This is a genomic window from Mesorhizobium sp. USDA 4775 (genome assembly GCF_054062655.1).
In genome coordinates, this window is sequence record NZ_JBSSFM010000001.1 from 3790646 (window position 1) to 3803830 (window position 13185).

22 protein-coding genes are annotated in these 13185 nt (G+C 62.0%); all 22 read left to right on the plus strand.

The features are described from left to right. Window positions 1–471: 471 nt before the first annotated feature. The 22 genes from rpsL (at window position 472) to rplR (ending at window position 13138) form a co-directional block, all read left to right on the plus strand. Window positions 472–870, plus strand: a complete 399-nt coding sequence (gene rpsL / locus ACVILI_RS18555) for a 30S ribosomal protein S12 (RefSeq protein WP_457102559.1) — start codon at window positions 472–474, stop codon at window positions 868–870. Window positions 871–904: 34 nt separating this feature from the next. Then, window positions 905–1375, plus strand: a complete 471-nt coding sequence (gene rpsG / locus ACVILI_RS18560; RefSeq protein ID WP_006202127.1) for a 30S ribosomal protein S7 — start codon at window positions 905–907, stop codon at window positions 1373–1375. A gap of 29 nt (window positions 1376–1404) precedes the next feature. Next, complete coding sequence (gene fusA / locus ACVILI_RS18565; RefSeq protein WP_019857963.1) at window positions 1405–3495, plus strand: elongation factor G; 2091 nt, start codon at window positions 1405–1407, stop codon at window positions 3493–3495. A 67-nt stretch (window positions 3496–3562) separates the two neighbouring features. Next, window positions 3563–4738, plus strand: coding sequence for an elongation factor Tu (tuf, locus tag ACVILI_RS18570; RefSeq protein WP_010909256.1), 1176 nt, complete (start codon window positions 3563–3565; stop codon window positions 4736–4738). Between the two features lie 69 nt (window positions 4739–4807). Then, window positions 4808–5116: a 30S ribosomal protein S10 gene (gene rpsJ, locus ACVILI_RS18575; protein ID WP_010909272.1), complete on the plus strand. Its 309-nt coding sequence runs from the start codon at window positions 4808–4810 to the stop codon at window positions 5114–5116. Window positions 5117–5177: 61 nt separating this feature from the next. Beyond that, window positions 5178–5891 (plus strand): 50S ribosomal protein L3, encoded by a 714-nt coding sequence (rplC, locus tag ACVILI_RS18580; protein ID WP_010909273.1) that lies wholly within the window; start codon window positions 5178–5180, stop codon window positions 5889–5891. Continuing rightward, window positions 5891–6511, plus strand: a complete 621-nt coding sequence (gene rplD, locus ACVILI_RS18585; protein ID WP_019857964.1) for a 50S ribosomal protein L4 — start codon at window positions 5891–5893, stop codon at window positions 6509–6511. The genes rplC and rplD overlap by 1 nt, the downstream gene beginning before the upstream one ends. Continuing rightward, entirely contained in the window at window positions 6508–6801 is a 294-nt protein-coding gene (locus tag ACVILI_RS18590; protein WP_010909275.1) for a 50S ribosomal protein L23, read from the plus strand. Before rplD ends, ACVILI_RS18590 begins: the two co-directional genes overlap by 4 nt. Before the next feature lie 22 nt (window positions 6802–6823). Continuing rightward, window positions 6824–7657 carry a 50S ribosomal protein L2 gene (rplB, locus tag ACVILI_RS18595; RefSeq protein ID WP_010909276.1) on the plus strand — a complete coding sequence of 278 codons (834 nt, stop codon included), beginning with the start codon at window positions 6824–6826 and terminating at the stop codon, window positions 7655–7657. Window positions 7658–7673: 16 nt separating this feature from the next. Next, on the plus strand, window positions 7674–7952 hold the full coding sequence (gene rpsS, locus ACVILI_RS18600; protein WP_006205463.1) for a 30S ribosomal protein S19: 279 nt from the start codon (window positions 7674–7676) through the stop codon (window positions 7950–7952). Window positions 7953–7954: 2 nt separating this feature from the next. Further along, window positions 7955–8344 (plus strand): 50S ribosomal protein L22, encoded by a 390-nt coding sequence (gene rplV, locus ACVILI_RS18605; protein ID WP_010909277.1) that lies wholly within the window; start codon window positions 7955–7957, stop codon window positions 8342–8344. After that, window positions 8344–9069, plus strand: coding sequence for a 30S ribosomal protein S3 (gene rpsC, locus ACVILI_RS18610; protein ID WP_010909278.1), 726 nt, complete (start codon window positions 8344–8346; stop codon window positions 9067–9069). The genes rplV and rpsC overlap by 1 nt, the downstream gene beginning before the upstream one ends. 27 nt (window positions 9070–9096) lie before the next feature. Then, entirely contained in the window at window positions 9097–9510 is a 414-nt protein-coding gene (gene rplP / locus ACVILI_RS18615) for a 50S ribosomal protein L16 (RefSeq protein ID WP_010909279.1), read from the plus strand. Between the two features lie 13 nt (window positions 9511–9523). Then, a complete protein-coding gene (gene rpmC / locus ACVILI_RS18620; RefSeq protein WP_006205459.1) occupies window positions 9524–9724 on the plus strand; it encodes a 50S ribosomal protein L29 in 201 nt (66 codons plus the stop codon). Window positions 9725–9735: 11 nt separating this feature from the next. Continuing rightward, window positions 9736–9975 (plus strand): 30S ribosomal protein S17, encoded by a 240-nt coding sequence (gene rpsQ, locus ACVILI_RS18625; RefSeq protein ID WP_010909280.1) that lies wholly within the window; start codon window positions 9736–9738, stop codon window positions 9973–9975. Window positions 9976–10059: 84 nt separating this feature from the next. Next, window positions 10060–10428 carry a 50S ribosomal protein L14 gene (gene rplN, locus ACVILI_RS18630; protein ID WP_006205457.1) on the plus strand — a complete coding sequence of 123 codons (369 nt, stop codon included), beginning with the start codon at window positions 10060–10062 and terminating at the stop codon, window positions 10426–10428. A gap of 12 nt (window positions 10429–10440) precedes the next feature. Beyond that, complete coding sequence (gene rplX / locus ACVILI_RS18635) at window positions 10441–10755, plus strand: 50S ribosomal protein L24 (RefSeq protein ID WP_019857966.1); 315 nt, start codon at window positions 10441–10443, stop codon at window positions 10753–10755. Further along, window positions 10748–11326 (plus strand): 50S ribosomal protein L5, encoded by a 579-nt coding sequence (rplE, locus tag ACVILI_RS18640; protein ID WP_010909281.1) that lies wholly within the window; start codon window positions 10748–10750, stop codon window positions 11324–11326. Before rplX ends, rplE begins: the two co-directional genes overlap by 8 nt. A gap of 27 nt (window positions 11327–11353) precedes the next feature. Next, on the plus strand, window positions 11354–11659 hold the full coding sequence (gene rpsN / locus ACVILI_RS18645) for a 30S ribosomal protein S14 (protein WP_010909282.1): 306 nt from the start codon (window positions 11354–11356) through the stop codon (window positions 11657–11659). A gap of 12 nt (window positions 11660–11671) precedes the next feature. After that, window positions 11672–12070, plus strand: a complete 399-nt coding sequence (rpsH, locus tag ACVILI_RS18650; RefSeq protein WP_006205453.1) for a 30S ribosomal protein S8 — start codon at window positions 11672–11674, stop codon at window positions 12068–12070. 88 nt (window positions 12071–12158) lie between these two features. Then, the gene (gene rplF, locus ACVILI_RS18655) at window positions 12159–12692 is read left to right on the plus strand and encodes a 50S ribosomal protein L6 (RefSeq protein WP_019857968.1); all 534 of its coding nucleotides are present in this window, start codon (window positions 12159–12161) and stop codon (window positions 12690–12692) included. Between the two features lie 86 nt (window positions 12693–12778). Next, window positions 12779–13138, plus strand: coding sequence for a 50S ribosomal protein L18 (gene rplR, locus ACVILI_RS18660; protein WP_010909284.1), 360 nt, complete (start codon window positions 12779–12781; stop codon window positions 13136–13138). Window positions 13139–13185: the final 47 nt, after the last annotated feature.

Here is a 13185-nt window from a genome sequence, read left to right on the forward strand (position 1 = left end):
GCTGATTCCTCTTGGCAAAGGACAGGCGAGGGGGTTTTCAGAGCTCAGGCCGCCTTTTCGCATGAAGCGGGGCCGCGCGACAGCCAAAAGCCGGTCACTTTCTTCCTCGCACTTGCAAAATGGCGAAAGAAAATTACATGCGCCTTTCGCATGGCTGCCAAGCCCCGGCATCAATGCAATATTTGGCACTGCGGGGTTGACGGTTCGCGGGCTTACGAGTAGAAGCCGCCCAGTCAGAACCGATGTGAGGCTCTCCCTTCCGAAGCGACACGCTTTGGAGTTTGCTTCAAACAGGGTTCGTTTTACGAGCGAAAAGACATTTCCGGCGTGCACGAAGCGGCTTCCGCTTCCTCTGCCATTTGTTCGGGCAAGACCGCGAGGCGCGGTTTGTGGCCCGAATTTGCGTATGGAAATGACGCTTTGAGCGGCCCTGACCGGGCGAGACACGGAATTGAGAGACAAGAGGGTTTAATGCCTACCGTCAACCAGCTGATCCGCAAGCCGCGCATTGCGCCGGTGAAGCGCAACAAGGTCCCGGCCATGCAGCAGAACCCGCAGAAGCGGGGCGTCTGCACGCGCGTCTACACGACGACGCCGAAGAAGCCGAACTCGGCGCTGCGCAAGGTGGCCAAGATCCGCCTGACCAATGGTTTTGAAGTGATCGGTTACATCCCCGGCGAAGGTCACAACCTTCAGGAGCACTCCGTGGTCATGATCCGCGGCGGCCGCGTCAAGGATCTTCCGGGCGTCCGCTACCACATCATCCGCGGCGTGCTCGACACGCAGGGCGTGAAGAACCGCAAGCAGCGCCGTTCGAAGTACGGCGCCAAGCGTCCGAAAGTAAGATTTTCCGGCCCTGGCGCTGCTTGAACGCGTCGGGCTACGAGATTGAGAGACAAAAGCCATGTCGCGTCGTCACAGTGCAGAAAAGCGTGAGATCAACCCAGATCCGAAGTTCGGCGATCTGATCGTTACCAAGTTCATGAACGCCGTCATGTATGACGGCAAGAAGTCGGTCGCCGAGACCATCGTCTATGGCGCGCTCGACCAGGTCCAGTCGAAGACCAAGCAGGAGCCGGTCACCGTCTTCCATCAGGCACTCGACAATGTCGCGCCGCATGTGGAAGTGCGTTCGCGTCGCGTCGGCGGCGCCACCTACCAGGTTCCGGTCGACGTGCGTCCCGAGCGCCGCCAGGCATTGGCCATCCGTTGGCTGATCGCGGCTGCCCGCAACCGCAACGAGACCACCATGATCGACCGCCTCTCGGGCGAGCTGATGGACGCGGCCAACAACCGCGGCACGGCCGTCAAGAAGCGTGAAGACACCCACAAGATGGCTGAAGCCAACCGCGCTTTCGCACACTACCGCTGGTAAAGCGCGAACAGGACTGAGAGGCAGCTACGATGGCCCGCGAATACAAAATCGAAGACTACCGCAATTTCGGTATCATGGCGCATATTGACGCCGGCAAGACGACGACCACCGAGCGCGTCCTCTATTACACGGGCAAGTCGCACAAGATCGGCGAAGTGCACGACGGCGCTGCCACCATGGACTGGATGGAGCAGGAGCAGGAACGCGGCATCACCATCACGTCCGCCGCCACTACGACCTTCTGGAAAGGTCGCGACGGCAAGATGCATCGCTTCAACATCATCGACACTCCCGGACACGTCGACTTCACCATCGAAGTCGAGCGTTCGCTGCGCGTGCTCGACGGCGCCATTGCGCTGCTCGACGCCAACGCCGGTGTCGAGCCGCAGACGGAAACCGTCTGGCGCCAGGCCGACAAGTACCGCGTGCCGCGCATGATCTTCTGCAACAAGATGGACAAGATCGGCGCCGATTTCTACCGCTCGGTCGAGATGATCGGCTCACGCCTCGGTGCGCAGGCTGTCGTCATGCAGCTGCCGATTGGCGCCGAGACCGAATTCAAGGGCGTCGTCGACCTCGTCGAGATGAACGCGCTTGTCTGGCGCGACGAGACGCTGGGCGCTGCCTGGGACGTCGTCGAGATCCCGGCCGATCTTCAGGCTCGTGCCGTGGAATACCGCGAGAAGATGATCGAAGCCGCCGTCGAAATGGACGAGACGGCCCTCGAAAACTACCTCGAAGGCAAGATGCCGTCGAATGACGAGATCCGTTCGCTGATCCGCAAGGGCACGATCGCGGTCAAGTTCTATCCGATGTTCTGCGGTTCGGCCTTCAAGAACAAGGGCGTGCAGCCGCTGCTCGACGCCGTTGTCGAGTACCTGCCGTCGCCGGCCGACGTTCCCGCCATCAAGGGTGTCGATGCCAAGACCGACGCCGAGATCGAGCGTCATGCGGACGACAACGAGCCGCTGTCGATGCTCGCCTTCAAGATCATGAACGACCCGTTCGTCGGTTCGCTGACCTTCGCCCGCATCTACTCGGGCAAGCTCACCAAGGGCGTCTCGGTCGACAACACCGTCAAGGGCAAGAAGGAGCGCATCGGCCGCATGCTGCAGATGCATGCGAATTCGCGCGCCGACGTTGAGGAAGCTTTCGCCGGCGACATCGTCGCTCTGGCTGGCCTCAAGGACACGACCACCGGCGACACTCTGTGCGATCCGCTGCACCCGGTCATCCTCGAGCGCATGGAATTCCCCGACCCGGTCATCCAGATCGCCATCGAGCCGAAGACCAAGAACGATCAGGAAAAGATGGGCCTCGCCCTTCACCGACTGGCTGCCGAGGATCCGTCCTTCCGCGTCAAGACCGACGAGGAAAGCGGCCAGACCATCATCTCCGGCATGGGCGAACTGCACCTCGACATCATCGTCGACCGCATGCGTCGCGAGTTCAAGGTCGAAGCCAATGTCGGCGCTCCGCAGGTGGCCTATCGCGAGACGATCACCCGCAAGCACGAGCAGGACTACACCCACAAGAAACAGACCGGCGGTACCGGCCAGTTCGCCCGCGTCAAGGTTATCTTCGAGCCGAACACGGAGAGCGAAGAGTTCGTCTTCGAGTCCAAGATCGTCGGCGGCGCGGTGCCGAAGGAATACATTCCGGGTGTCGAAAAGGGCATTCAGAGCGTCATGGGCGCTGGTCCGTTCGCGGGCTTCCCGATGATCGGTGTCCGGGCGACGCTGATCGACGGCGCCTACCACGACGTCGACTCCTCGGTCCTGGCCTTCGAAATCGCGTCCCGCGCCTGCTTCCGCGAAGCCGCACCCAAGCTGGGCGTGCAGCTGCTCGAGCCGATCATGAAGGTCGAAGTCGTGACGCCGGAAGACTATGTCGGCAGCGTCATCGGCGACCTGAACGGCCGTCGCGGTCAGATCCAGGGCCAGGAAGCACGCGGCGTGGCCGTCGTCATCAACGCGATGGTGCCGCTCGCCAACATGTTCAAGTACGTCGACAACCTGCGCTCGATGAGCCAGGGCCGCGCGGCCTACACGATGCAGTTCGACCACTACGAGCCGGTCCCGACCGCGGTCGCCCAGGAAGTCCAGAAAAAATACGCGTAACTCGAAAGAGCCGTCGCGGTAACGCAATTCAAAGCCCGCATGGGCGAGCAGGAAATGGAGACATCACATGGCAAAAGGTAAATTCGAGCGCACTAAGCCTCATGTGAACATCGGCACGATTGGTCACGTTGACCATGGCAAGACGTCGCTGACGGCGGCGATCACGAAGTATTTTGGCGAGTACAAGCGCTACGACCAGATCGATGCGGCGCCGGAAGAGAAGGCACGCGGCATCACCATCTCGACGGCTCACGTTGAATACGAGACGGCCAACCGCCACTACGCTCACGTCGACTGCCCCGGCCACGCCGACTATGTGAAGAACATGATCACCGGTGCCGCGCAGATGGACGGCGCGATCCTGGTCGTGTCGGCTGCCGACGGCCCGATGCCGCAGACCCGCGAGCACATCCTGCTCGCCCGTCAGGTCGGCGTGCCGTCGATCGTGGTGTTCTTGAACAAGGTCGACCAGGTCGACGACGCCGAGCTGCTCGAACTGGTCGAGCTCGAGGTTCGTGAACTGCTGTCGAAGAACGAGTTCCCCGGCGACGACATTCCGATCGTCAAGGGTTCGGCGCTGGCCGCGCTTGAGGATTCCAACAAGACGATCGGCGAGGACGCGATCCGCGAGCTGATGGCTCAGGTCGACGCCTACATCCCGACGCCTGTTCGTCCGCTCGACAAGCCGTTCCTGATGCCGATCGAAGACGTGTTCTCGATCTCGGGCCGTGGCACGGTCGTGACCGGCCGCGTCGAGCGCGGCGTGGTCAAGGTCGGCGAGGAGCTGGAAATCATCGGCATCCGTCCGACGACCAAGACGACCTGCACGGGCGTGGAAATGTTCCGCAAGCTGCTCGATCAGGGCCAGGCTGGCGACAACATCGGCGCGCTGCTGCGCGGCGTTGATCGTGAAGGTGTCGAGCGCGGCCAGGTTCTGGCCAAGCCCGGCACGGTGAAGCCGCACAAGAAGTTCGTGGCCGAGGCCTACATCCTGACCAAGGACGAAGGTGGCCGTCACACGCCGTTCTTCACCAACTACCGTCCGCAGTTCTACTTCCGCACGACGGACGTGACCGGCATCGTGTCGCTGCCGGCTGGCACCGAGATGGTCATGCCTGGCGATAACATCACGGTCGATGTCGAGCTGATCGTGCCGATCGCCATGGAAGAGAAGCTGCGCTTCGCCATCCGTGAAGGCGGCCGCACCGTCGGTGCCGGCATCGTCGTCACCATCAAAGAGTAATTTGGACTTAAACCGATCTGTCGCGGGCGCGGAAGTTGCCCGCGCCGCGCCAGAACAAGGAAGTGACGCATGAACGGACAGAATATCCGCATCCGCCTGAAGGCGTTTGATCACCGCGTGCTCGACGCCTCGACGAAGGAAATCGTGTCGACGGCCAAGCGCACCGGCGCAAACGTCCGCGGCCCCATTCCGCTGCCGACGCGGATCGAAAAGTTCACGGTGAACCGGTCGCCCCACGTCGACAAGAAGAGCCGCGAGCAGTTCGAGATGCGCACGCACAAGCGTCTGCTCGACATCGTCGATCCGACCCCGCAGACCGTCGATGCTTTGATGAAGCTCGATCTGGCCGCCGGCGTCGACGTCGAGATCAAGCTCTAAGGGAATGAGAGCGCGGTAAGGGGCGGTGCCCCTGGCCCGGAACTCTAAAGGAATTGAACCGATGCGTTCAGGTGTGATTGCAAAGAAGGTGGGAATGACCCGCATCTATAACGATGCCGGGGAACATGTTCCCGTCACCGTTCTCCAGATGGAGAACTGCCAGGTCGTGGCGCAGCGCACGCAGGAGAAGAATGGCTACACCGCCGTTCAGCTCGGCGTTGGCCTCGCCAAGGTGAAGAACACGTCGAAGGCGATGCGCGGCCATTTCGCGACCGCTTCCGTCGAGCCGAAGGCGAAGGTTGCCGAGTTCCGCGTCTCGGCCGACAACATGATCGATGTCGGCGCCGAGATCACCGTCGAGCACTTTGTCGCCGGCCAGAAGGTCGATGTGACGGGCACGACGATCGGCAAGGGTTTCCAGGGCGTCATCAAGCGTCACCACATGGGTGGTGGCCGCGCGACGCACGGTAACTCGGTCTCGCACCGTACGCACGGTTCGACCGGCCAGCGCCAGGACCCCGGCAAGGTGTTCAAGGGCAAGAAGATGGCCGGCCACATGGGCGATACCCGCGTGACGACGCAGAATGTCGAGATCGTCTCGACCGATGCCGACCGCGGCCTGATCCTGATCCGCGGAGCGGTTCCCGGATCGAAGGGCGCCTGGATCCTGGTCCGCGATGCGGCCAAGGTGGCACTGCCGGCCAATGCGCCGAAGCCCGCCGCGATCCGCGCCGCTGTTAAGAACGAGGCTCCGGCCACAGAGGGAGCGGAATAATGGATCTCAAGATCACAACGCTTGGCGGCAAGGACGCCGGCAAGGTGAAACTCTCCGAGGAGATTTTCGGCCTTGATCCGCGCGAGGACATCCTGCAGCGCGTCGTGCGCTGGCAGCTCGCCAAGAAGCAGCAGGGCACGCACAAGGCCAAGGGCCGCGCCGAAATCGCGCGCACCGGCGCCAAGATGTACAAGCAGAAGGGTACGGGCCGCGCCCGTCACCATTCGGCACGCGCTCCGCAGTTCCGCGGCGGCGGCAAGGCCCACGGCCCGGTCGTTCGCAGCCACGAGCACGACCTGCCGAAGAAGGTGCGTGCTCTCGGCTTGAAGCATGCTCTCTCGGCCAAGGCCAAGAGCGCGTCGATCATCGTTATCGACGAGCTGAAGCTGACCGAGGCCAAGACCAAGGCGCTGATCGCGAATTTCGCGACGCTGGGCCTGAGCAACGCCCTGGTGATTGGTGGTGCCGAGCTTGACAAGAACTTCAAGCTGGCCGCGACCAACATCCCCAACATCGACGTGCTGCCCATCCAGGGCATCAACGTCTACGACATTCTGCGCCGCGGCACGCTGGTCCTTTCCAAGGCCGCCGTCGAGGCTCTCGAGGAGCGCTTTAAATGACCGACCTTCGTCACTACGACGTGATCGTCAGCCCGGCGATCACCGAAAAGTCGACCATGGCTTCCGAGCAGAACCAGGTCGTCTTCAACGTCGCCAAGAAGGCGTCGAAGCCGGAAATCAAGGCCGCCGTCGAAGCGCTGTTCGGCGTCAAGGTGATGGCCGTGAACACGCTTGTCCGCAAGGGCAAGATCAAGCGCTTCCGCGGCACGATCGGCCGCCAGAGCGACGTCAAGAAGGCGATTGTGACGCTGGCCGACGGCCAGTCGATCGACGTCGCGACGGGTCTCTGAGCAAGGCCGCGAGGACAGAACAATGGCACTGAAAAAATTCAACCCGGTAACGCCGAGCACCCGCCAGCTGGTCATCGTCGACCGCTCGGGCCTCTACAAGGGCAAGCCCGTCAAGGGTCTGACCGAGGGCCTGACCAAGTCGGGCGGCCGCAACAATTACGGCCGCATCACCGCCCGCTTCATCGGCGGTGGTCACAAGCGTTCGTACCGCATCATCGACTTCAAGCGCCGCAAGTTCGACGTCGTCGGCACGGTCGAGCGCATTGAATACGATCCGAACCGCACCGCCTTCATCGCGCTGATCAAGTACGACGATGGTGAGCTGTCCTACATCATCGCCCCGCAGCGCCTTGCCGCCGGCGACAAGATCGTGGCCGGCGAAGCGGTCGACGTGAAGCCGGGCAATGCGATGCCGCTGGCATCGATGCCGGTCGGCACGATCGTCCACAACATCGAGCTGAAGCCGGGCAAGGGTGGCCAGGTCGCCCGTTCGGCCGGCGGTTACGCCCAGCTCGTCGGTCGCGACCAGGGCATGGCGATCCTGCGCCTCAATTCGGGCGAGCAGCGTGTCGTTCACGGCTCCTGCATGGCCACCGTCGGTGCCGTGTCGAACCCCGACCACGGCAACATCAACGACGGCAAGGCCGGCCGCACGGTTTGGCGTGGCAAGCGCCCGCACAATCGCGGCGTGACCATGAACCCGGTCGACCATCCGCACGGCGGTGGTGAAGGCCGCACCTCCGGTGGCCGTCATCCGGTCAGCCCGTGGGGCAAGCCGACCAAGGGCAAGAAGACGCGGTCCAACAAGGCGACCGACAAGTTCATCCTGCGCTCGCGCCATCAGCGCAAGAGCTAAGAAGAGGTAACGCCAAGTGACTCGTTCTATTTGGAAAGGCCCCTTCATCGACGGCTACCTTCTCAAGAAGGTGGACAAGGTTCGTGAAGGTGGTCGCAATGAGGTGATCAAGATGTGGAGCCGTCGCTCCACCATCCTGCCGCAGTTCGTCGGCTTCACCTTCGGTGTCTACAACGGCCAGAAGCATGTTCCCGTCTCGGTGAACGAGGACATGGTCGGTCATAAGTTCGGTGAATTCGCTCCGACGCGGACTTATTACGGTCACGGCGCGGATAAGAAGGCGAAGAGGAAATAATCATGGGCAAGGCCAAAGCTCCGCGCAGGCTTGCTGACAACGAAGCGCGCGCCGTGTTGCGCACGATCCGTATCAGCCCGCAGAAGCTGAACCTCGTTGCCGCGCTGATCCGCGGCAAGAAGGTCGCGACAGCGCTTTCCGACCTCGAATTCTCGGCCAAGCGGATTTCCGGCACGGTCAAGAAGACGCTGGAATCGGCGATCGCCAACGCGGAAAACAACCACGACCTCGATGTCGATGCGCTGGTGGTGGCGGAAGCCTATGTCGGCAAGTCGATCGTCATGAAGCGGTTCCACGCTCGTGGCCGTGGTCGCGCCAGCCGTATCGAGAAGCCGTTCTCGCACCTCACGATCGTCGTTCGTGAAGTCGAAGAAAAAGGGGAGGCCGCATAATGGGCCAGAAAGTCAATCCGATCGGTCTTCGCCTCGGCATCAACCGCACCTGGGATTCGCGCTGGTTCGCGAACACCGGCGAGTACGGCAAGCTGCTGCATGAGGACATCAAGATCCGCAAGTATCTTGAGAAGGAACTCAAGCAGGCCGCGATCTCCAAGGTCGTGATCGAGCGCCCGCACAAGAAGTGCCGCGTTACCATCCATGCCGCGCGCCCGGGTCTGATCATCGGCAAGAAGGGCGCCGACATCGAGAAGCTTCGCAAGAAGCTGATGGAGATGACGAAGTCCGAGACGCACCTCAACATCGTTGAAGTGCGCAAGCCGGAAATCGACGCGACCCTGGTCGCCCAGTCGATCGCCCAGCAGCTCGAGCGCCGTATCGCGTTCCGCCGCGCCATGAAGCGCGCCGTGCAGTCGGCGATGCGCCTCGGTGCCGAAGGCATCCGCATCAACTGCTCGGGCCGTCTCGGCGGCGCCGAAATCGCCCGCATGGAGTGGTACCGTGAAGGCCGCGTGCCGCTGCACACGCTGCGCGCCGATGTCGACTACGGCACGGCCGAGGCGAATACGGCGTATGGCATCTGCGGCGTCAAGGTCTGGGTATTCAAGGGCGAGATCCTCGAGCACGATCCGATGGCTTCGGAACGTCGCGCGACCGAGGGTGATGCTGCGCATGGCGGTGGTGGTGATCGCGAACGCGGTCGTCGTCGCGAAAACGCCTGAGACATTTAGGAATTTGGAGTTAGAACGATGCTGCAGCCAAAGCGCACAAAGTTCCGCAAGCAGTTCAAGGGCCGTATCCATGGTACCGCAAAGGGCGGCACCAACCTGGATTTCGGTGGTTTCGGGCTGAAGGCGCTTGAGCCGAACCGCGTCACCGCGCGTGAGATCGAGGCGGCCCGCCGCGCGATCACTCGTGAAATGAAGCGTGCTGGCCGCGTCTGGATCCGCATTTTCCCGGATCTGCCGGTCACGTCGAAGCCGACCGAAGTCCGCATGGGCAAGGGCAAGGGTGCCGTCGACTACTGGGCGGCGCGCGTCAAGCCGGGCCGCATCATGTTCGAGATCGACGGCGTCAGTGAAGAAACCGCCCGTGAGGCGCTGCGTCTCGGCGCGGCCAAGCTCTCGGTCAGGACGCGCTTCGTACAGCGCATCGCAGAATAAGGACGGGCTGATCATGAAAGCCGAAGACATCCGGACCAAGACCCAGGACCAGCTGACCGACGATTTGGCCAGCCTGAAGAAGGAGCAGTTCAACCTGCGCTTCCAGAAGGCCACCGGCCAGCTCGAGAAGACCGCGCGCGTGAGGCAGGTCCGTAAGGACATTGCGCGTATCAAGACCATCGCTGCGGAAAAGTCCGCGGCCAAGAAGGCTTAAGGACGAAAACCATGCCAAAGCGCATTCTGCAGGGCACCGTCGTCAGCGACAAGAACGAGAAGACGGTTGTCGTCAAGGTCGAACGGCGCTTCACGCATCCCGTGATGAAGAAGACCGTGCGCATGACCAAGAAGTACAAGGCGCACGACGAGAACAACGCCCACAAGGTTGGCGATCAGGTGTTCATCCAGGAATCGAAGCCGATTTCCAAGGACAAGCGCTGGATCGTCGTGTCTTCGGACCAAGCCTGACCTCCGGGCGTAAACAACGAATTTTGGACAGACCGGGGAGGGGCTTCGAGCCCGTCCCGTTAGAAAAGAAGAAGGCGGCCAGTCATGATTCAGATGCAAACAAACCTCGACGTGGCGGATAATTCCGGCGCGCGTCGTGTCATGTGCATCAAGGTGCTGGGCGGCTCGAAGCGGAAATACGCTTCCGTGGGCGACATCATCGTGGTGTCCATCAAGGAAGCCATTCCGCGCGGCCGCGTTAAGAAGGGCGATGTGATGAAGGCGGTCGTGGTTCGCACGGCCAAGGACATCCGCCGCCCGGACGGCAGCGTGATCCGTTTCGACAAGAACGCGGCCGTTCTCGTCGACAACAAGAAAGAGCCGATCGGCACGCGTATCTTCGGACCGGTTCCGCGCGAACTCCGCGCCAAGAACCACATGAAGATCATCTCGCTCGCGCCTGAAGTGCTGTAAGGAGCCGGACCAATGCAAAAGATTAGAAAAGGCGACAAGGTCGTCGTGCTGGCCGGCAAGGACAAGGGCCGTTCGGGCGAAGTCCTCTCGGTTCAGCCGAAGGATGACACCGCGCTGGTGCGCGGCGTCAACATGATCCGTCGTCACCAGAAGCAGACCCAGTCCCAAGAGGGCGGGATCATTACCAAGGAAGCGCCGATCCAGCTGTCGAACATCGCGCTCGCCGACCCCAAGGATGGCAAGCCGACCCGCGTCGGTTTCATCTTCCAGAAGGACGGCAAGAAGGTGCGCGTCGCCAAGCGCTCGGGAGAAGTCATCAATGGCTAAGGCTCAAAGCAAGCAGGCGACTGCCACCAACACGCCGCGTCTGAAGCAGGTCTACAACGAGACCATCCGCAAGGCGCTGCAGGAGCAGTTCGGCTACGACAACGACATGCAGGTTCCGCGCCTCGACAAGATCGTGCTGAACATGGGTGTCGGCGAAGCGACCGCCGATTCGAAGAAGCCTTCGGTTGCGGCCGAAGACCTGGCGCTGATCGCCGGCCAGAAGGCCGTCGTCACCCGCGCCCGCAATTCGATCGCCGGCTTCAAGGTCCGCGAGAACATGCCGATCGGCGCCAAGGTCACGCTGCGCAAGGAACGCATGTACGAGTTCCTCGACCGCCTCGTGAACATCGCGCTGCCGCGCGTCCGCGACTTCCGCGGACTGAACCCCAAGAGCTTCGATGGCCGTGGCAACTACGCCATGGGCATCAAGGAGCATATCGTGTTCCCGGAGATCAACTACGACAAGGTTGATCAGATCTGGGGCATGGACGTCATCGTTTGTACGACTGCGAAGACGGACGACGAAGCCCGGGCATTGCTCAAGGCTTTCAACTTCCCCTTCCGCCAGTAACGGCAGCGAGAAAAGGAAAAATCTGAAATGGCAAAGACCAGCTCAGTCGAGAAGAACAACAGGCGCCGCAAGCTTGCCGACCAGTACGGTCCCAAGCGCGCTGCCCTGAAGGCGATCATCATGGATCAGTCCAAGCCGATGGAAGAGCGCTTCCGCGCTCAGCTCAAGCTTGCTGCCCTGCCGCGCAACTCGGCCAAGATCCGCATCCGCAACCGCTGCGAAGTCACCGGCCGTCCGCGTGCCTACTATCGCAAGCTCAAAGTATCGCGCATCGCGCTTCGTGATCTCGGCAACAACGGCCAGATCCCGGGCCTGGTCAAGTCGAGCTGGTAAGGAGGACATAACATGTCATTGAGCGATCCTCTCGGCGATATGCTGACCCGCATCCGCAACGCCTACGGCCGCAAGAAGTCGAGTGTCTCGACGCCGGCCTCGCGTCTGCGCACCCGCGTCCTCGACGTGCTGAAGGCTGAAGGCTATATCCGCGACTACAGCCAGACCGACTTCGACAACGGTAAGTCCGAGATCGAAATCGAGCTGAAGTATTTCGACGGTGCGCCGGTCGTGCGCGAAATCGCCCGCGTCTCGAAGCCGGGCCGCCGCGTTTACGTCTCGGCCAAGTCGATCCCGCACGTCGCCAACGGCCTCGGCATCGCCATCCTTTCGACGCCGAAGGGCGTGATGGCCGATCACGAAGCCCGCGAACAGAACGTCGGCGGCGAGATCCTCTGCCAGATCTTCTGATCTGGCAGCTGACCGCAAATTGGAATCCGGTCTTCGGATCGTTCCGAAGACAGAGACCTGAAACAAGAGAAGTGACGAGGACAACAAAATGTCTCGTATTGGAAAGAAACCCGTTTCGCTGCCTCAGGGCGTGACCGCGACCGTCAACGGCCAGACCGTGACGGCGAAGGGCCCCAAGGGCGAGCTGAAGTTCGTGGTGAACGACGAAGTCCTGGTCAAGATGGAAGGCAGCGAGATCGCTGTCCAGCCGCGCGACCAGACCAAGACCGCCCGCTCCAAGTGGGGCATGTCGCGCACGCAGATCGTCAACATTCTGCAGGGCGTCAAGGACGGCTTCGAGAAGAAGCTCGAGATCACCGGCGTCGGCTATCGCGCCGCCATGCAGGGCAAGAACCTGCAGCTGGCTCTTGGCTTCAGCCATGACGTCGTCTATGAGACGCCGGCCGGTGTCACCATCGCTGTGCCGAAGCCGACGGAAATCACCGTGACCGGCATCGACAAGCAGCAGGTCGGCCAGGTCGCCGCCGAGATCCGCGAATATCGCGGTCCGGAGCCCTACAAGGGCAAGGGCGTCCGCTACGCTGGCGAGAAGATCGTCCGCAAGGAAGGCAAGAAGAAGTAAGTGTAACGCCGCGGGGAGCGGTCGCGGGAGGCGCTTCGCCTACCGCATATGGCGGCCCCCGTTTTTTGAAGGCAAGGAAGACCATCATGGGTACCAAGGAATCCACGCAGCGCCGTGCGCAGCGCGTTCGCCGCCAGATCAGGAAGGTCGCCGGCGAGCGTCCGCGCCTGTCGGTTCACCGCACCTCGAAAAACATCTATGTCCAGGTGATCGACGACGCCAAGGGCCACACCATCGCTGCCGCTTCGACGCTCGAGAAGGACCTCAAGGGTTCGCTCAAGACCGGCGCCGACACGGCCGCCGCCGCCGCGATCGGCAAGCTGATCGCCGAGCGCGCCACCAAGGCCGGCGTCAAGGAAGTCGTCTTCGACCGTGGCCCGTACATCTATCACGGCCGCGTCAAGGCGCTGGCTGAAGCTGCCCGCGAAGGCGGTCTGAGCTTCTAATTTCGCCCCCGGTGACCCACAGAGGCGCCGGATCGTATCATCAACCG